The sequence below is a fragment of the Spirochaetae bacterium HGW-Spirochaetae-1 genome (assembly GCA_002839375.1).
GTDB lineage: Bacteria > Spirochaetota > UBA4802 > UBA4802 > UBA5550 > PGXY01.
In genome coordinates this window covers 41,545-61,069 of sequence record PGXY01000013.1, presented here as the reverse complement: position 1 = coordinate 61,069, position 19,525 = coordinate 41,545, and the positions used below count along the sequence as shown (strand labels likewise).

Genomic DNA, 19,525 nt, shown 5'->3' with positions numbered 1-19,525 from the left:
AACCCCCTCCTGCATTCACCTTGTCCCGGTTCCGGGACATCCAAAAATACAAAAAGGGGTGCCCTTTTGAGACACCCCCCTTTTTCCTTTGGTGAGGGATGGATTCGAACCATCGAAGGCTGCGCCGACAGATTTACAGTCTGTTCCCTTTGGCCACTCGGGAACCTCACCGATTAAGAGCTGGCGAGAGGAGTTGAACCCCCAACCTGCTGATTACAAATCAGCTGCTCTGCCGATTGAGCTACGCCAGCAGTTTGCTTTTAAGGATAATGTACTTAAAAAAGATATAAGCATTACTGTCAATATATTTTTTATTTTTATTTTTTCATCAGGCCTTCCACCAATATATCGAGTGACACAAAAGAATGCGGACAGGAAAAAATGATTGAACTATTTAATCCAGTGAATATGTATTGACATTCTGATCAATAATTGTTAGTCTTTTATATCGATTTAGACGTGTACCTGAATCTTCTTTTCTACTATATTATTTGCATGCAGATAATAATATTTAAAATCCTAAATTAAAAAGCATTTTAAAATGGTATATCAAGCAAAAACAACATTAGCTATCGCGGTCATATTATTTTCCAGCCTTTTTATTTTCCCATCCCCGGCATTGACTGAGGACAAGGTAATAGCTCTCGATGACTGTATAAAAATTGCACTGCAGAATCATCCCGATCTTTTAGTCGCGCAGGAAGACAGCAATATAAGTCTGACCGATTACCAGATATCAAAAGCCAACCGAAGTATAATCATAAATGGACAGGCAAAAACAGTCGAGCGATTAAAAGCAAATGCCTCATCGGACAGTAATTTCAGAATACCTGGAAAAGATACGGATATTGGATTATTCGCGGGTCTTTCAGCAAACTACACCATTTTTGACAGTAAAAAGGAAAAGATGGAAGAATCGGCAAAAATTGGCGTTAATCTTGCCAAGGCTCAATTTCAATTTGTCACTGATGATATCATTTTTAATGTCAAAAAAGCCTATTATGAATATTTATACTCCCAGGATACCCTTGACCTCATGAAGAAATTGCTGGAAAAATTTCAAGAAAAAAAGGTTCTTTCTAAAAAGCTCTACGAAAATGGTCTTCGTCCATTGCTTGACGTCAGCAAGGCCGATGTGGGAGTGGCCCAGGCAACACTTGATTACGAAAAGGCAAAAAATGATGAAAGGATCAGGCGCTCGGAGCTGTATACTGCAATGGGCATTAAGGGTGAGATGGAACTCAATATCGTATCCATATCAAAAGAAAATCTGCCTCCTTTGAAATACTCCATTGATGAAATAAACAAACTTGCGGTATTGTACAATCCTGAAGTGCGTGCCATGGCACTACAGCGAGACTTGAGTAAAATCAACATTGCAATTGAAAATGAATCACATTATCCCAAGGTAGACATCGTCTTTGCTTTGGGATATGAAAGTAAAGTTTTATATCTATTTAATACAAACGAAGGAAAATTTTCCGATACCTTCAAAGCTAACAACTGGGAGCCGGTTTTCACCGGAACAATGACAGCATCAATTCCTGTTTACTATGGTGGAGCAATCTCGGCACGAGTGGATGCTGCAAAAGCACAATATAATAAAATGGTTTATAAAGAAAGAGAGATACTCCTTAATCTTAAAAAGAATATTGAAAATTACATTGTGGATCTGAATGAGCTGGATAAACAGGCAAAGATGTCACAGCTGATAATTGATAATTCAAAAAAACATGCTCTTCTTGCTTCTAAAAGTTATGAAAAAGGCATTGGCACGCTGCTCGATCTACAGGAAGCTGAGATGGGTGTTATCAGGTCGGAGCTATCTTATCTCTCAGCCATATATAAGTATTATTTATCATTAGCATTACTTGCCAGAACAGCAGGAGTTGAAGAGGAAACCCTATGCAAATAAAAGGTAATAAAAAATTAATTTACTCAATTGCAGGAATCTCTTGCATTCTTGCATTGTTACTTTTAACAAAAATTTGCGGAAATTCATCCCAGGTTGAATATTCTTTTGAAAAGGCAAAAGTCGGACAGGTTATAAAGACCGTAGCCGCCACTGGTGTTCTGGATGTTCAGGATAAAAGAACTATTTTAAGCAAGATAGACGGGTTTATCCAGAAAATTTATGTTAATCCCGACCAGAGAGTGAAACGGGGGGAATTGCTCGCATTAATTGAATCATCAGATATTGATCCTAAAATTCTGAAACTGAAAACAAGACTGGAAAGTACGGAACTCAAACTATTGGCAGCCAAAAGAGATTATGAAGGCAAATCCAGTTTATATAAAGATAATTTGATTTCGAAGCAGGCCTTTGAAATGGCAGAACTTGAATATCAGACAGCCCTCAATGACCATAAGCTCAGCAGGATTGATTACAATGAAATACTGAGTCAGAAAAACCAGACCAGGATAGTTTCACCTATCAGCGGAATAATACTTTCAAATGATATTACACAGAATTCTCTCGTTCAGCCGAATCAACCCCTTTTTTTTATTGCTCCTGATTTAAGTAAAATGCTGCTAACGATAAATATCGACGAATCTGATATAGGCAGTGTTAAGAAAGATCTTAAGGTAACATTTACGGTAAGCGCATATCCTGAAAAAAACTTTACCGGAACAATTCAAAACGTTTCATTGAATCCGATAATGAAAGATAATCTGGTAACATATCAGTCAATGGTCGTATGTGACAATTCCGAGCTGCTTTTACGTCCTGGAATGACCGCCACTTCGACTATAATCGTGGCGAAGAAGGAAAAAGTTTTATATGTGCCGAACCAGGCATTTCTGGTGTCACCCAACGTTGAAGATTTTTCAACGCAGGGCGGAAAATTTGTATGGATAAAAAACAAAAATCTTGTCAAGGATAAACCACTTATTAAGGTTAAAGTTGAGACGGGCCTTTCCGGGGACATGTATACTGAAATCATTAAGAATCTAAAGGACGGAGAAGAAGTTCTGGTAAAGGTTGTAAAATCTAATGAGTGAAAAGAAAACTAAAAAGAATAAAATTATAGAAATAAAGGATCTTCAGAAGATATATAAACTCAGCGATGAAGTGAGTGTGAAGGCCCTTAAAGGGGTCTCTCTTGATGTTGCATTGGGTGAATACATTGCCATTATGGGAGCCTCCGGTTCAGGGAAATCGACATTCATGAATATACTTGGTTTTCTTGATTCTCCGACGTCGGGTTCTTATATTCTTGATGGCATTGAAGGCAGTTCTTTGACGAATGATGAAAAGGCAGAAATAAGGAACAGGAAAATAGGTTTCGTATTTCAAGGATTCAATCTTCTTTCCAGGACTTCGGCATTAGAAAACGTTGAATTGCCCCTGTTTTACCGGGGAGGTGTTAACCCCCGTGATTTGCGCAAAAAGGCATCGGGTCTTCTTGCCGAGGTTGGGCTCTCCGGCCGAGAGGACCATCACCCTAATAAACTCTCAGGAGGAGAACAACAGCGAGTAGCCATAGCCCGGGCTCTTATAAACAATCCAGCCATTATCCTGGCCGATGAGCCGACCGGTAATCTCGATACTAAAAACACGAGCGAGATTATGGATTTGTTTACCCGCCTCAATGAGGAAAAGGGCATTACAATAATTATGGTAACGCACGAACCTGAAGTGGCGGAATATACAAAACGTAAAGTCGTTTTCCGTGACGGGCAGATAATTGAAGATTCACCTGTCTCAAAAAGAAGAATCCCGCAATCCAGATCGCAAAAAAATACTAAATCTGCTAAAAATAAATAATTTTATCCTCCTTTTATTAAGACATAATACCGGCATATCCGATATTAATATTGAAATAAATAAGAAAATTTATTTTAACTTTCCTGGTAAAAAGTTGTATTAATAGTATAGGAGTGGGATTACTACGTACCTGGAGGATATCCCAAGTGAAAGAAACGCAGGCAATAAGTAGATTTAAAAGGTTTTTACAGGTAGAAAAGGGTCTCTCTCCCAATTCGATCTATTCGTATACCTATGATCTTAAAAAGTTCAGTGAATATCTGACGTCACAAAACAAAGATATATTGGCGGCAACACAGGAAGATGTTCAGCAGTTTTTAAAGTTTGAGAAAACAAAAAAGAAAAACTCGACCAGAACCCTGGCCAGATCGCTTGCAGCTATAAGGCAGTTTTATAACTTTCTGTCCGATACTGAGGTGAATATTGATAATCCTACTACTAAGATTGAATCTCCCCATATAGAGAAGACGCTTCCGGATTTTCTTACAATTAAAGAAGTAGATAAGTTATTCAGCTCCATATCCGAAGAAGATCCTTATGAATTGCGTGATAAAACCATATTTGAATTACTGTATTCATCGGGACTGCGCATAAGTGAAGCAGTAGACCTGGAAATTGACGAAATGGATTTTGAAAATTCTTTTCTGAGTATTATCGGGAAAGGGGACAAGGAACGTATCGTTCCGGTAAATGAAGAAGCTAAAAGACTGCTCCTGAAATATCTCAGGGATTCAAGACAGGACATTCTCGGTACCCGCGAGAGTGAGTATCTTTTTGTAAGCAAAAAAGGCTCAAAGCTGAACAGGAAGTCGGTGTGGAGGCTTCTTAAGAATTACGTTGTAAGAACTAAAATAACAAAGAATATCACACCGCATACGTTGCGTCATTCTTTTGCCACTCATTTAATAGAAAATGGTGCTGATCTGAGATCTGTCCAGGAATTGCTGGGACACATGGATATTTCGACCACGCAGGTATACACACATCTTGCAAAAGAAAAATTGCAAAAGATACACAAGCAGTACCATCCGAAGGGATAACACTGGTAATACGGGAGGGGGGATACCCCCTCTTTTATTTTGAGGGGATATGAAAAAATTTTATTTTATTGATATATTTGCGCTGTGCATCGTAACTCTGATTTTTTCCTGCACACCTTCGCAGCAATATCTGAAGAAAAAAGGACACTCAGTTGCCGAGGATTCAGAATATATCCGCGTGCTGTTATTAAAGTCTCATGATATGATTACCATCTCATCGAAAGCAAGAATGCGGATAACTGACCTCAAAGATAACCGTATTGTTTATGATGCATCCCGGGGAATCGTAAAAATTACGCCGGATAAAATAAAATCCAGGGTACTTATTGAATCATGGAATAGTCCTTTATCTATTCAGAATACAGCTTATCGCGGGTCTATCGAGATTACCAATGTTCTGGGAAACCTGCATGTTATAAATCTGATCAGAATGGAAGATTATATTAAAAGTGTAGTACCCAGCGAGATTCCATCCTCATGGCCCATGGAGGCCTTGAAAGCACAGGCTGTAGCTGCGCGAACCTATGCCTATTATCATCTGTCAAATAAATCCAACGAAAAGGGTATATATGATCTTGATGCTACAACAAATTTTCAGGTATACAAAGGAATATCTGTAGAGACTGAGTCGACTTCAGAAGCGGTTATGAAAACAAACGGTGAAGTGATAGTCGATAACTACAAACCGATAGTTGCTTATTTCCATTCTGCCTGCGGCGGCCGGACGGTAGATGATAAATATGTCTGGATAGGGAATGATCTTCCATATCTGAAAAGTGTCCGCTGTCCCTTTTGCAGCAATTCTCCCAATGCCATGTGGGAGATTTTTATCACCATAGATGAAATAAAACAGCATCTCAGCGTCAAATATAAGAGCATGGGAGCAATAAAAAATATCGCCTTTTATAAAAAAGATGGTCGTGTTGTCGAAGTGCGGGTCAAGAGCAATTCAGGAACTATAAATTTAAACGGCAATGAATTCAGATTACTATTCCCTACCAAAATGATAAAAAGTCTCTATTTTACATCTATAAAACAGGGAAACGGCCTGAAAATCAAGGGGCATGGATGGGGGCATGGTGTGGGTTTGTGCCAGTGGGGTGCTAAAGGCCAGGCTGAAAATGGAGCCTCATATAAAAAGATACTCAATTACTATTATCATGACACAAAAATAGCGAAGCTTAACGGTAAAGGGAAAGACCGATATGCTTCACGGTAATTTAAAATAAACCTCAAATTATTTTTCAAATTCTTGACAGAAATCTTCTAATGCTGTTTTACGACATATATGAACCCTCACTATACACTGGAAGATTTTAACTTCCACCTCCCCGAGGAACTGATTGCTCAATATCCCCGGGAAAAACGGGATGAATCCCGGCTTTTTGTCATGGACAGAAAATCTTCAGATTTCAGACATTCCGTGTTCAGTGATCTTCCAGCGGAACTGCATGAGGGGGACATCCTCGTTTTCAATGATGCGAGAGTTATTCCGGGCAGGATATTCTGCCGGAGAAAAACCGGCGGGAAAATTGAGGTAATACTGACGAGACGCATCAATGACACGGAGTGGCTCGTTATCTGCAACAGAACCAAAAGAATGAACCCGGGTGAACTGCTCCAAGTCGATAAAGATCATGCAATAGAATTAAAAGTTATGGATCGTGTGGACGACTATCTCAGGGTTGAATGCAACTGCTCCCTTGATGATGATGTTTTAAATGAAATCGGAGAAATTCCTCTCCCGCCCTATATCAAGAGAGAGCATGAAGGAGATGACGCGGAAAGATACCAGACAGTTTACGCCCGGGAGAGCGGGGCAGTTGCTGCTCCCACGGCTGGACTCCATTTTACTAACGACCTGATGGATATAATCGCAAAAAAGGGAATAGAACAGCATTTTCTTACTCTCCATGTATCCTGGGGGACCTTCCAGCCTGTGAGAGAAAACGATCTCGCCAGGCATAAAATGCACAATGAACGATATATCCTCCCGGAAAAAACGGCCCAATCACTGGCTCGGGCGAAAAGGGAAAACCGGCGAATTATCGCAGTGGGAACGACTTCACTTCGCGTACTTGAGAGCTGTTACGATAACGGCAATTATAAGGCCGGATATGGTGAAACGGAGATATTCATATATCCTCCCTATAAAATAAAATCTATAGATGCATTGATCACCAATTTTCACACTCCCTATTCAACCCTGTTAATGCTTGTATCAGCTTTCGCAGGTTATGATAAGATAAAACAGGCTTATCAGGAAGCGGTGAGAGAGAGATATAATTTTTTCTCTTACGGTGATGCCATGATTATCACTTAAAGGTGTATATCCGAGATGCATAGTGGTAAATTTTTCAGAATAATTTTCTGGCTTGCCAACACGGGTATACTGGTGGCCGCACTTATTCCCAGCCCGGTTCCCGGAACAGAATCGATAAACGACAAGATACTCCATGGCGTCGCATTTTTTGTTTTATCCCTTTTGGGCAGCATAGCCTATAAAAATTCTCCCGTCTCCCTGGTCCTGTACCTCGCGGTATATGGATTTCTGATAGAATTGATACAGTACTTCCTTCCTTACAGGACTTTTGCATTGTCAGATTTGCTGGCCGATATCATCGGAATAATCCTGTTTTTACTTGGTAAGAAAGTATTCTATAAATCGTCTTTTATGAATAGATCCAGTGAATAAAAAAATAATATCTTTACATTGAACAGTCTTTTTCTATAATAATCCCAATCGCTTGACTTACTATTGCTTTTTTTCCATGCTGCCGATGAAAATACTGGAATTCATAAATATAATAAATGATATATTTCCCACGGCTCTCCAGGAGAAGTATGATAATACCGGTGAACAAATACTATTCCCTCAAGAAGACATCACCGGTGTATTTTTCTCACTTGACGTTGATGAGATTACGATCAAAGAAGCCCTGGAGAAAAACTGTAATTTGATAATATCCCATCACCCTTTGTTTTTTAAGCCTCTTTCGAGGATACATTCAGAAGAACCAAGGTCGTCAATTATCATTCAATGTATCAGTAATCGTATTAGTCTTTTCGCAATTCACACAAACCTTGATAAAATATTCCATAACAAGCTCGCAGAAAAACTGGGATTCGTGAGCAGACAGATCCTTTTCCCGGAAAGGAAGCTCGATGAGGGGAATGATGTTGGATTCGGATCAGTTGTAGAATTGGAAAATAATGTGTCTCTCCAGGATCTGCTGAGACACATAAAAGCAACACTAAACCTGGAATATCTGATTTACACCGGGGATATTACTTGCAGTATATCCAGAATAGCCATTTTAAACGGAGCTGGAGGCGGGAGTATCGAAAAGATACTGGAATCCCATGATATAGATTGCATCATTACCGGCGACGTTAATTATCATAACGCAAAGTATGGCCAGGATCATGGAATATCCATAGTGGATGCAGGACACTTCGGTACGGAAAAAATACTTCTGGAATTTTTAATGCGAACCATTGATGAATGCTTGACAAATATTCCACAGGGAAAAGAGTTCAGATTAATTAAATCAGTAAATGAAAGAAATCCCTTCAAAGTTTATCCGGATATTATATGAATAAAGATATCAAAATCATGATCGAGCTGCAGCGTTATTGGGACAATATTTCACTGGCTAAAAAAGAAATAGAGCGTTGCAGTAAAAATATCACATACTGGGAAAATGAACTCGCACAAAAAGAAAAAATGCTTTTGAAGATGAGCCAGGATTTAAAGACAGGGAAGGCCGATCTCAGGGAGAAAGAACTCCATCTGAATGAACTCGATGATCGCATAAAAAAACTTGAAAGCAGAAGGATACAGCTAAAAACGGAAAGAGAGATGGAAGCTCTTGACAATGAAATGAAAAAAGTAAAATCTGATGATGAAGAACTCGAAGGACATCTCCTGGAATTGATGGAGAGCCTGGAGATCATGGAAAATGAAATATTGGCCGAACAGACCTTGTTGCAGGAACAAAAAGCGGAAACAGCAAAAAGTGTTGAAAAATTAAACAATGATATACAAAATTATAATTCAATTGTTTCTTCAAACAAGAATTCTTTTGATTCATTATTACCGAACCTCCATGCTTCCCATCAATCGAGGTTCACAAAACTGCTCCAGTCAAAAGATGGCAAGGCAATAGGCGAAGTGCATGGCGAGATTTGCGGAACCTGTAATTTCCAGATACCATCGCAGCTTGCCCAGGATGCATCTAGTTCCGTAAAAACCGTCAGCTGCACAAATTGTGGAAGATATATTTATAAGCAATAATTTGTTGTGTTTTTTTTCTTTGAAATCGTATTATTTATTGTCAGTGACACTGATAAAATCATCAATGTGAAAGGTATATTATGCTGCTAAGTATTGACAGGGTATTGCAATTACTTGCCGAAGGAAAAACCATCGATAAAATTTCCGAACTCGCTTCCTGTGAAATAAATGATGTCGTCGGTGTTATAGAGGAGGCCAGGCTTATTCTGGGCAAATATGAAAAGCAGCTTTCCCGGAAAAAAATAATTCTTAAGAAAAAGAATACGCCGGAAACCGAAGATCACGATGATTCCGAGATTAAACTGATTCTGGCTGGAGCAGAACTTTCCGCTGTTCCTGTTTCCTCTCAATTGTCGATATACATTGCCGGTTACACTAATCACGAAACTCTTGAGTCCGGTATTGGCATAATCATTTATGACAAAGAAAATCGTCAGGTGGGCAAAATTTCAACATACCTTGGCAAACAGGAAAATAAATACGTACCCTTTGTCGCAATAATCCGTGCCATGAAGATCGCCAGGTATTTTAACACAGATTCACTTAAAATCAGAATAGATTCTGAAACTGCTGCAAAACAGATACACGGAGAAATAACCATCGATGACCTGAAAATAAAAAAATTCAGAGATGCGATTTTTGCCTTATCGACGGCTTTCGAAAGTTTTAAAGTAGATTCTATTTCTAAGGCCATGAATGATAAAGCAGTGTGTCTTGCACAGAAGAGCCTTGAGCAATTATATAATAAGTAAATGAAACAGAACTGGCATCTACCTAAACACTCCAGTCCCGATGCGGAGAAGCTCTCCGGCATATTTAATGTAAGTAAAAAAATTATTGAAATAATGCATAATCGGGGTGTATCAACCTTTGAGGATATTGATAGCTATTTATTCCCACGGCTTTCCTCCATGCATAGCCCTTTTTTACTGGAAGGTATATTCCCCGCAGTGGACAGAATAAGAAAGGCGATTTCCGGGAAGGAAAAGATAGGTATTTTTGCTGATTCCGATCTGGATGGCTTAACTTCTCTGACAATTCTTTACAACCTGTTCAAGAAGTTTTCTATCGAAATATTTTACAGGTTTCCTCTGAATGATGAAGCATATGGGCTGAGCAGGAATATAATACAGGAGTTCATAAATGCCGATATCACGCTTCTTATAACCGTTGATTCCGGTATCCGGGATATTGATGAAATAGCCTGTATACGTGAAAAAAATATTGATGTCATAATTACCGATCATCATGAACCCGATGAACTACTACCCGATGCTGTAATAGTCAATCCCAAGAAGCATACATGCCAGTATCCTTTCAAACACCTAGCCGGCGTTGGTGTCGCTTTTAAAGTGGGATATGCAGTATTATTGAGTTATCTGCCCTCATTCAATAAATCATTTCTTCTTGTCACAACCGAAAACGAAAAATATTATACATCAAAGATACTTAATTATACTCCGGGTCCTGTAGAGGAAACGAGTGTATTTGAAGACGTAGTTAAGATAGCCGAAGGTTTGAACGATGGCGATTACGTTTTGTATCACGAAGAATCGCTCTATAAGAAGATGATGCAGCAAACCAGGAGCAGCATAAATTACCTGTCTTTATGGGACCTGTTTCCCGTGGCAATGCAGGATGGGGCACAGAATACACCGGACAGGCTTGAAAAATTATTTTCCCGTTCGGCAATTAAAGATACGATCTATCACAGAAAAATAGACAGATTAAAAATACTCTTTCAGGAAGCGCAGGTTCTCAACTCTCCCCGGGTTCTTGAATTTATTCAGTTTTCCCTGGCCCTTGTTTCAATCGGCAGTATAGCCGATGTAATGCCGTTGACGGGAGAGAACAGGGTGTTGTCCCATTATGGTCTGAAGTTCCTTGGTAAAACTGAACATACAGGACTTGCCTGCCTTGTCACCGATGATGCTGTAACATCCAAAACCATCGGTTGGGATATAGCGCCTTTGCTCAACACTCCCGGGCGTTTCGGAAAAGCGCAACTCACTGCCGATTTTTTTTTGGAAGATGACACCTCCATTGTCCTTGAAATCATTAAATCCATAAAAAAACTGAATGAGGACCGTAAAAATCTTGTTTCAAATATACAGAGCAATATTGAGCGGGATATTAGTGAAGGCAAAATCCATGTTTCCCATAACATGGTCCATATTGAATATTCTGAAATACCCGATGGCCTTGCCGGACTTATTGCCAACAGGATATCTGATTTATTGAAAAAGCCTGTGATAGTTACGGTATTTCCTGCAAAAGATGGTATGGTTAAAGGGTCGGGAAGAAGCATCAATAATTTCAATATGCTCGAAATAGTTGAAAAACATGCAGAACTGTTTGACCGCTTAGGAGGGCACAGTCAGGCTTTCGGTTTTACAATTAAAGAAGAAAATCTGGGAAAGGCAATCGATAATATCATGGAATCGATTAAAACGACTCCGGTTATAGAATCAAATATTGCTATCGATGCAGAGCTGTCTATCAAAGACGTCAGCAGTTATTTCATTAAATCGCTTTCCGTTTTAGAGCCATATGGAAAAGGAAATGAGGATCCTGTTTTTATTACCAGGAATGTTCGGATAAACAGCTTCAGCCGTTTTGGTCAGAGCGGAAACCATGGCAAATACGGCATTGAAGGTAATGGAGGCTTAACAGCAATCGGGTGGGGCCAGGCGGATAAAATGGTGGACTATTTCAATAAGACCGGCGGAGTAGATTTGGTTTATACACTGGAAGTTAATAAATTCAGAGGGAATCTTTATCCACGAATGGTTATCGTCGATATGGATGTTTCTGCCTGATTATTTCATTCTATTCCTGTAATTATTATTTCTATCCTGTCAATTCTTCTGTATCCTACAGCTGTATCCATCACCTCGGTGTTGCCAAGACCTATTACGGAAATTCTGCCGGCAGCCGTTCCCTTGCTTATTAAATAGTTTTTAATATTCTCGGCTTTCCTTTTTGTATAATCCTTGAGATCCCTGTAACTGGAATGTCCGACAATTTTTATCCCGGCCTGAGGATGCTTGTTCAAAACAGCAGCGATACGGTCCAGCTGATTCCTGGCGCTTTTTGTAAGCCGGTATCCTTTTTGTGTAAAAATTCGCTTGTCCAGCATGATTGTACGGTATACATTATCTTTCCTTAAAAGACCGGCATCGACGATTTCATTGCCTGGAGCAGTTGTTTGCTCCGCAATTGCCTGATGGTCGCGATAATAATCCCTTTCAAGCGCTAACTTCTCATATCTCGCTTTTCTTGCCTGCGCTGTGAGCGAGGTCGTTTCTATTTTTACAATCGATATGGCGGCATAAAAATATGCCATTTTAAAATTATCTTTGTCAAACTGTATCCTGGCACTGCGAATACTGATCACCGCTTCACTGTATTCGTCGTGTGGAATGAATTCTTTCAGTTCATAATTATAATCCAGATCATTTACCATTGATTCAGCTTCCTGAATCATCAATATTGATTTATTTTTATTCCACGCCATCAAATTGGTGGAGAATATCATAATCAGGCAAAATGACAGTATTATGCGCTGCTTCATTGTCTCCTCATTTACCCAGTTTGTCTTTTATTTGATTTAATTCCGTCTCTGCATCAATAAGTTCCTGTGAGGCCTCTATCTTTCTGAAGTATGCCATACCGATGCTTATTTTATAATAAGCCATCTCTTCATCTCCACTTTTAAGGTCGCTTTTTGCCTCATTTATATAGATGCTGATTTTATCTACTTCACTCTTAGCATGACCCATGTCGCCTTTCTGTTTTATGGCTTCCAGTCGTTTTTCTGCAATAGAGATGAGGCTTTGGACTTCCTCTTTCTCAGCTGCCTGGACTTGCATGGAGCATACCACAAAAAATGTGGTCAGAATTACGAAATATTTTCTTTTCATTCGGATTTTTGATTTCATTTTATTTTAACCTGAAAAACGAATATATTTCAATTTATATAGCATTTATATTATAATCGTCAATACAAATTCAGATATTATCAAAAAATATAAAGTGTCTTCAACTGCCATTGGATTGATCTCCCGAGGTACATATATTAACGACTGAGGGGTGGTTTTTAAAAATATATTAACGTTCCATGGGGGGTATACATAAATAATTTAATATTTAACAAAATTTATGTTTGACTTAAAAGAATATGGCGTTATGATAATTGTAATATATAACAACTCTGCGATGGGATTAAACTATGGATATAGAAATAAAAGAGAATGATGAGTTGGTCAACATAATCGTTAACGGCGATATCGAGATGATGACTATTAAAACCTTCAAACAGAAACTCTTTGAAATTGGACAAAATGTGGATAAGGATATAGAAATTGACTTATCCAGCGTGGACTATATAGATTCATCGGGAGTAGGTGTTCTCATTAGTCTTCTAAAATTGCAGAAGAAAAAAGGAAAGACACTGAAAATTAACAAGGTAAGCTCGAAGGTTCTCAATGTTTTGAAGTTAAGTTCCCTCTCCGATGTATTCAATATCTGACTCATATCTGTATTAATGAGTTACCCCTCGTGAATTATAAAAATCTTCGCATAGGAAATGGTTTCGATGTCCACGCCTTTGCCGAAGGCAGGGATTTATTTCTTGGCGGAATCAAAATAGATCATCGTCAAGGCCTCCAGGGCCATTCCGATGCCGATGTTCTAATTCATGCAATCATTGATGCCCTGCTTGGAGCGGCAGGAATTGGTGATATTGGCCAGCTATTTCCCGATAGTGAAATGCAATACAAGAATATCAGAAGTACAAGTCTTCTTTCCTCCGTTGGAACTATTTTTAAAGAAAAAAATATTACCGTCATCAATATCGACTGTACGATTATCTGTGAAAAACCAAGGATATTGCCGTATGTGCCGGCCATGAAAAAATCCATTGCGGAATGTCTTGGCGGGATGGATAGCAGCCGGATCGGTATAAAGGGAACTACTACGGAAAAACTGGGATTTACCGGCAGGAGCGAAGGTATTGCCTCAATGGCTTCGGCACTGATCATGCTGCCGGAATGATGGTTGCATGCTTAAACAATTTGGATTTACTACCGCCAGAAACGCGGAGTAAATAAAACTAAAACAGTATAGAGTTCCAGTCGGCCGGTAAGCATCCCGAAGGATAAAACCCACTTCACGTAATCCTCGAAAAAGGCATAATTTTCCGTGGGGCCAACTCTGCCAAAGCCCGGTCCGATGTTTCCCACCGTTGCCAGGGAAGCAGTAAAGGCCGTTAACAGATCATGCCCTGAAAAAGCTACGACACTCGTTACAATCAGAAGAAGAACAATATACAGAAAGAAAAAACCGGAAATTGCATAAACAATATTCTTTCGTACTGCAGCCTTTCTTATTCGTAAGGTAAATACGCCTCGTGGATGGAGCAAAAGATTCATTTCGTTCAGGGCCTGTTTAAACAATGTCACAATGCGAATCACCTTTATGCCGCCTCCCGTGGAACCGGAACATCCTCCGACAAACATTAGGATAAACAATATCATCTGACTAAAGTAAGGCCATTTTTCATAATCGGTTGTGGCAAATCCCGTTGTTGTTAAAATTGTGGCGCATTGAAAGCTGGCATATCTGAAACTTTTTTCAAAAGAATCATACACGTGTCCGTTAAGATTGATTGTAACCAGCATGGTTGAAAAGAAAAAAATAAGCAGGTAGGCCTTGAATTCGGTATCTTTAAAGAGACTTTTATATCTGCCTGTAATCAGATTAAAGTGAAGTATAAAATTGACCCCGGCAATTACCATAAAGAAGGTAATGACATAGTCTATATATGCTGAATTGAAATGACCTACACTGGCATTTTTGGTGGAAAAACCTCCCGTGGCCAATGTCCCGAAAGTATGAGTCAGTGCATCGTAAAGCCCCATTCCACCGCCCATGAGAAGCAGGGTCTCGATTACGGTGAGCCCCGTATAGATATACCATAATAATTTGGCGGTCTCGGTAATTCTCGGTGTGAGCTTGTCGATTGTAGGTCCTGGAGCTTCAGCCTTGATGAGTTGCATGCCGCCAATGCCCAGGAGTGGCAGTATGGCCACGGCAAGAACTACAATACCCATCCCTCCGAGCCAGTGCGTTAGAGACCTCCAGAACAGCATGGAACGGGGAATAGCATCGGTTACTGTGAGAATGGAAGCACCGGTTGTGGAAAAACCGGAAATAGTTTCAAAAAACGCGTTGGTAAAGGACGGTATACAGTCGGATAAATAAAAGGGGAGGGAGCCGGCAACTGAAGCGAATACCCAGCTTCCTGTTACAAACAGGAAGCCGTCGCGGGTTGAGAGTTTATTTGATTTTACCTTCCTGAAAAGAAAAAGAAAGAATACTGAAATTGTCAGTGTGCCTGCAATGGTGTAAAGAAAGCTATACAGAGAAGCTGTTTCCTGGCAATAGGCTGCTATTCCGGCAGGGACGATCATAAATCCGGCTATGATAAGAAGCAGCAGGGAAATCATTTTTAAGACTATTTTAATATTCATGTAATATATTACGGCTTATCCGGCCAGGTATTCTTCAATTTTGTTTATAGACGTTTTGCTGGCAATTATTATGGCCACATCTCCGGGTTCTATGACAAGATTCCCGTCGGGGAGAACGTTCATGTTATCTCTTACTATTGATAGGATCAGTGAATTTGCAGGGAGCTCCATGTCTTTTATCTTTTTACGGGCAAGCTGATTATTTCCGTCCACGGAGAATTCAATGACTTCGGCTTTACCGTCAAATATGCTGTGAATGCTCTTTATTTCTCCGCGCCGTATGAATTTCATGATAGCATCAACCGTGCTCATTTTCGGACTGATGGTTGCATCTATGTCGAGTTTGGACGCAATTGGTAAATAATTTGATTTGTTTACCAGGGCTATGGATCTCCTGGTTCCGAGAGTCTTCGCATATATTGATGTTAAAATGTTAAGTTCCTGGTTATCCGTAGTGGCAATTATCAGATCATATTTATTAAGCTGCTCTTCTTCAAATATATCTTCATCGGAAATATCTGCATTGAGTACGAGTGCTTCAGGGAATTTTTCCGACAGGATTTTACAGTTTTCGTAACTATTGTCGATGATGGTTATTTTCCTGCCGGTCCTGATAAGATACTGACAAACGAGCGATCCGATTTTACCTCCACCGATTATGACAATACGATCAATATTTTCCTGTTTACGGCCGGTCTGGATGAAAAGACGTGTAAACTCTTTCTGTGTTGCCAGCAGGTATACATTATCATTTTCCTTAACCATTGTATCGCCGGTAGGTATAATGAATTCAGAATCACGTAAGATCCCGGCCATGAGAAATGATTCTTTAATGTGATGGCGGATTTCGCGCAGGGTTCTGTTTCTGAAATATGAATTCCTTGTTATGATGATATTCCGCATCTGCAATTCAGTATTCTCGAAAAGCATGACATCACTGCTTGCTCCCAGGGCAACAATGTTGGCAATCTGTCTCGCGGTCTCAACTTCGGAATTAACAATATAGTCAATGCCCAAAAAGTTCTTTTCTGTTATCTTAAGTCTTGAATAATCAAGGTTTCTCACCCTTGCAATTTTAATCGGAACGGTAAATTCGCTGTCCACGAGAGCGCAGGCAATCATATTGACTTCATCGGAGTTTGTGACGCTGATAAAAATATCGGCTTTTTCAATACCGGCTTTTTTCAACGTATGAATATTATTTCCTTCTTCGTTAATCACCATGCAATCGAGATGACTGTTGACGTATTGAGCTCTCTCCATATTTTTCTCAATTACGACGATGTTTTTCCCCTCGGCAATAAGCTTAGAGGCGATCTGGACTCCTACGATTCCGGCACCAAGAACTACGATATGCATAATACTTTGTATTCCCTGTTTAATTGATTTAATATACCGCTGACTGCAAGGCGGCTGTATAATATTCTAATGAGACATAATATATCTTATCGGAAGTTGATATAATGTATTTGCAACCGGAGAATATCAATCTTCAAGGCGAATTCTTGAAAAAAAGTCCTTGAGAAAATTGGTCATTCTTGTGAGAACGAGTGCACTTATAGCTGTATCAAGTATAAGTGGCAATTTTATACCGGTCCCCCTGAACAATGTGAGTAATTCCACCTTGTAACAGAGAACCAGGGCAAGTATCAGGATGAGAGAATCCCGGGCTATTTCAACGGGTTTTGAATTGGATATATCTTTTAATGCTGACATGGAAAAAAGCGCCATAATCGATGATTCAAGAATTATGGCAACAATGAACAGGTTAAAGACATTTTGGACAAGAACTTCACCATTCATAAGAAACGCTCCATCAATTTTTAATTGGATTTTAATTTATATACATATACAATATAAAAAGTTTATTAAAATATCAAGCCCATTTTCTTCACACGGGATTGATATTCAGATAAATGATACTAAACACGAACAGGCATCATGATTGATAAAAAGATAAATATATCATATTTAGGCAGAATGGATTATGCCTCGGCGGTCAAAATACAGGAAAATGAGCGCACCAGGGTTCTTTCATCTTCGAGCTGCGGATCGGTCTTTCTGCTGGAACACGTTCCAGCGGTTATAACCCTGGGAAGACATGCCGCAAGAGAAAACCTGAAGGTCAAGGCTGAATATGCCATGCAATGCGGCTACCAGGTGGCCATGTCAAGCCGTGGTGGTGATATTACCGTTCATGAGCCCGGTCAGCTTGTCGTATACTATGTCCTGCCTGTTAAATCGAAAGATACGGGCCGGTTTATACGGAATCTTGTTTCACCCGTCGCCGATATGCTTAACAGCATCTACAAATGTGATGTTTACTATGACGCGTCCCGACCAGGCATATGGCATGGGAATGAAAAGCTCTGCTTCTCAGGATTTGATCTGACCGGTAAGGTAAGCATGCACGGGATATCAATCAATATATGTAATACACTGGATGGATTTTCCTATATTGTTCCCTGCGGAATGGAGGGTATCAGCCTCACTACCCTTTGCCGTCTCGCAGAGAAACAAATATCAGTTCGTGAGGTCGCTCACGAAATCACAACCATTTATGAAAAATTATTCAATGATTAAAGCTCAAGTCCCGTGAACAGACTTTCATCATGCAGACATATCCGCCGCATGATAAGAACTTCTGATCAGCGGACCTGACATGACCTTGTCAAATCCGATTTTTTTTGCCATATCACCGATAATGGTAAATTCTTCAGGAGTATAATATTTTTTTACGGGAAAACCGTTTTTCCTGGATTTCAGATACTGTCCCACGGTAAGTATCCTGCAGCCCGCAGCATAGAGGTCACTGAATGTTCTTTCAATATCATCGACATTCTCACCGAAACCTATCATGAGACCGGATTTTGCCGGTATACCGGAAGCGGCAGCCCGACTCAGAAGACGAAGAGATAATTCGTAATCGCCTGCCGGGCGAAGCTGTTTATAATAAGAAGATACAACTTCAATATTATGATTTATCACATGCGGTCCCGATGAAACAATAACATCAAGGGACGTCTCCATTGCTGACTTAAAATCGGGCACCAACAGTTCAATTCTGCATTGAGGATACCTGGCCCTGATGGCGTTTGTCGTTTTTGCGAAAACGGAAGATCCGCCATCGGTAAGATCATCCCTGGTGACTGATGTTATAACGGCATATTTCAATTCCAATTGTTTAACGGCGTTGGCAATATTTTCCGGTTCATCAGCATCGGGGGATTCCGGAGTTCCCTGCGATACAGCGCAATACAGGCAGTTTCGTGTGCAGATATTCCCCATAATAAGGAACGTGGCTGTCCCACACCCGAAACATTCCCCTATATTGGGACAGCCCGCTTCAAGACAAACCGTATGAAGCCTATTTTCCCTGATTATGTTTTTTACCCGGGTATATTTTTCTCCGCCGGGAATTTTAAAGCGTATCCAGCCCGGTTTTCTAGCGCTAGTCGTTTCCATGTATAGTCATCAGTCGCCTTTTTCAACATGCTGGCTGTAGGTATCGGCGTCCATAAGCTCCCTGAGCTCGTTTTTATCTTTCACTTCTATTTGAAAAATCCATCCTCCCTCGTAGGGATCTGAATTGATAAGTTCCGGGGCATCTTCCAGGTCTTTATTGACGGCCATTATGCTTCCGGAAACGGGGGCGTAAACATCGGAAACCGCCTTTACAGATTCGACGACGGCAATCTGTTCCCCTTTTTTTACTTCCATTCCGACTTCAGGCAATTCGACAAAAACAATATCGGTAAGCAATTCCTGAGCGTGATCGGTTATTCCGCAGGTTCCGGTGAATTCTTCATCCATTCGTATCCACTCATGATCCTTGGTGTATTTCAAATCTTCTGGAATATTACTCATGCAATAATCCTCCTGTATA

Annotated in this window: 21 protein-coding genes and 2 tRNA genes; 14 read left to right on the top strand and 9 right to left on the bottom strand. The window is 40.0% G+C overall.

Annotation, left to right across the window (positions count from 1 at the left end; translation table 11 throughout):
- Positions 1-89: 89 nt before the first annotated feature.
- Both CVV44_23310 and CVV44_23305 read right to left on the bottom strand, forming a co-directional pair.
- A tRNA-Tyr gene (locus tag CVV44_23310) sits at positions 90-171 on the bottom strand.
- 7 nt (positions 172-178) lie between these two features.
- Positions 179-251 (bottom strand) — tRNA-Thr (locus CVV44_23305).
- Between the two features lie 290 nt (positions 252-541).
- Here CVV44_23305 and CVV44_23300 point away from each other — a divergent pair.
- The 11 genes from CVV44_23300 (at position 542) to recJ (ending at position 11,925) form a co-directional block, all read left to right on the top strand.
- Positions 542-1,915, top strand: a complete 1,374-nt coding sequence (locus CVV44_23300) for a hypothetical protein (protein PKL35152.1) — start codon at positions 542-544, stop codon at positions 1,913-1,915.
- Positions 1,906-3,003 (top strand): hypothetical protein, encoded by a 1,098-nt coding sequence (locus CVV44_23295; protein ID PKL35151.1) that lies wholly within the window; start codon positions 1,906-1,908, stop codon positions 3,001-3,003. Before CVV44_23300 ends, CVV44_23295 begins: the two co-directional genes overlap by 10 nt.
- Positions 2,996-3,769: a macrolide ABC transporter ATP-binding protein gene (locus CVV44_23290; protein ID PKL35150.1), complete on the top strand. Its 774-nt coding sequence runs from the start codon at positions 2,996-2,998 to the stop codon at positions 3,767-3,769. The genes CVV44_23295 and CVV44_23290 overlap by 8 nt, the downstream gene beginning before the upstream one ends.
- 146 nt (positions 3,770-3,915) lie before the next feature.
- On the top strand, positions 3,916-4,809 hold the full coding sequence (locus CVV44_23285) for a site-specific tyrosine recombinase XerD (GenBank protein PKL35149.1): 894 nt from the start codon (positions 3,916-3,918) through the stop codon (positions 4,807-4,809).
- Between the two features lie 49 nt (positions 4,810-4,858).
- Entirely contained in the window at positions 4,859-6,028 is a 1,170-nt protein-coding gene (locus CVV44_23280; GenBank protein ID PKL35148.1) for a hypothetical protein, read from the top strand.
- A gap of 69 nt (positions 6,029-6,097) precedes the next feature.
- The gene (locus CVV44_23275) at positions 6,098-7,132 is read left to right on the top strand and encodes a tRNA preQ1(34) S-adenosylmethionine ribosyltransferase-isomerase QueA (GenBank protein ID PKL35147.1); all 1,035 of its coding nucleotides are present in this window, start codon (positions 6,098-6,100) and stop codon (positions 7,130-7,132) included.
- A 15-nt stretch (positions 7,133-7,147) separates the two neighbouring features.
- A complete protein-coding gene (locus tag CVV44_23270; protein PKL35146.1) occupies positions 7,148-7,504 on the top strand; it encodes a VanZ family protein in 357 nt (118 codons plus the stop codon).
- Positions 7,505-7,580: 76 nt separating this feature from the next.
- On the top strand, positions 7,581-8,408 hold the full coding sequence (locus tag CVV44_23265; GenBank protein PKL35145.1) for a Nif3-like dinuclear metal center hexameric protein: 828 nt from the start codon (positions 7,581-7,583) through the stop codon (positions 8,406-8,408).
- On the top strand, positions 8,405-9,106 hold the full coding sequence (locus CVV44_23260; protein ID PKL35144.1) for a hypothetical protein: 702 nt from the start codon (positions 8,405-8,407) through the stop codon (positions 9,104-9,106). The genes CVV44_23265 and CVV44_23260 overlap by 4 nt, the downstream gene beginning before the upstream one ends.
- 80 nt (positions 9,107-9,186) lie before the next feature.
- Entirely contained in the window at positions 9,187-9,858 is a 672-nt protein-coding gene (locus tag CVV44_23255) for a hypothetical protein (protein ID PKL35143.1), read from the top strand.
- Complete coding sequence (gene recJ, locus CVV44_23250) at positions 9,859-11,925, top strand: single-stranded-DNA-specific exonuclease RecJ (GenBank protein ID PKL35142.1); 2,067 nt, start codon at positions 9,859-9,861, stop codon at positions 11,923-11,925.
- 5 nt (positions 11,926-11,930) lie between these two features.
- Here the strand turns inward: recJ and CVV44_23245 are convergent, their stop codons facing one another.
- Complete coding sequence (locus CVV44_23245) at positions 11,931-12,680, bottom strand: hypothetical protein (GenBank protein ID PKL35141.1); 750 nt, start codon at positions 12,678-12,680, stop codon at positions 11,931-11,933.
- 7 nt (positions 12,681-12,687) lie between these two features.
- Positions 12,688-13,047, bottom strand: coding sequence for a hypothetical protein (locus tag CVV44_23240; GenBank protein ID PKL35140.1), 360 nt, complete (start codon positions 13,045-13,047; stop codon positions 12,688-12,690).
- Between the two features lie 290 nt (positions 13,048-13,337).
- Here CVV44_23240 and CVV44_23235 point away from each other — a divergent pair, with 290 nt between their 5' ends.
- Both CVV44_23235 and CVV44_23230 read left to right on the top strand, forming a co-directional pair.
- The gene (locus CVV44_23235; protein PKL35139.1) at positions 13,338-13,637 is read left to right on the top strand and encodes a hypothetical protein; all 300 of its coding nucleotides are present in this window, start codon (positions 13,338-13,340) and stop codon (positions 13,635-13,637) included.
- 29 nt (positions 13,638-13,666) lie between these two features.
- On the top strand, positions 13,667-14,161 hold the full coding sequence (locus CVV44_23230) for a 2-C-methyl-D-erythritol 2,4-cyclodiphosphate synthase (GenBank protein ID PKL35138.1): 495 nt from the start codon (positions 13,667-13,669) through the stop codon (positions 14,159-14,161).
- A gap of 29 nt (positions 14,162-14,190) precedes the next feature.
- Here the strand turns inward: CVV44_23230 and CVV44_23225 are convergent, their stop codons facing one another.
- From CVV44_23225 to CVV44_23215, 3 genes are all read right to left on the bottom strand, one after another.
- Positions 14,191-15,639 (bottom strand): potassium transporter, encoded by a 1,449-nt coding sequence (locus CVV44_23225; protein ID PKL35137.1) that lies wholly within the window; start codon positions 15,637-15,639, stop codon positions 14,191-14,193.
- Between the two features lie 15 nt (positions 15,640-15,654).
- The gene (locus CVV44_23220; GenBank protein ID PKL35136.1) at positions 15,655-16,998 is read right to left on the bottom strand and encodes a Trk system potassium transporter TrkA; all 1,344 of its coding nucleotides are present in this window, start codon (positions 16,996-16,998) and stop codon (positions 15,655-15,657) included.
- 126 nt (positions 16,999-17,124) lie between these two features.
- Positions 17,125-17,442, bottom strand: coding sequence for a hypothetical protein (locus CVV44_23215; protein PKL35135.1), 318 nt, complete (start codon positions 17,440-17,442; stop codon positions 17,125-17,127).
- A 138-nt stretch (positions 17,443-17,580) separates the two neighbouring features.
- On the opposite strand from CVV44_23215, the gene lipB reads away from it, so the two are divergent.
- A complete protein-coding gene (lipB, locus tag CVV44_23210) occupies positions 17,581-18,222 on the top strand; it encodes a lipoyl(octanoyl) transferase (GenBank protein PKL35134.1) in 642 nt (213 codons plus the stop codon).
- A gap of 27 nt (positions 18,223-18,249) precedes the next feature.
- Here lipB and lipA read toward each other — a convergent pair whose 3' ends face one another.
- Both lipA and gcvH read right to left on the bottom strand, forming a co-directional pair.
- A complete protein-coding gene (lipA, locus tag CVV44_23205; GenBank protein ID PKL35133.1) occupies positions 18,250-19,104 on the bottom strand; it encodes a lipoyl synthase in 855 nt (284 codons plus the stop codon).
- Positions 19,105-19,113: 9 nt separating this feature from the next.
- Complete coding sequence (gcvH, locus tag CVV44_23200) at positions 19,114-19,506, bottom strand: glycine cleavage system protein H (GenBank protein PKL35132.1); 393 nt, start codon at positions 19,504-19,506, stop codon at positions 19,114-19,116.
- Positions 19,507-19,525 lie beyond the last annotated feature (19 nt).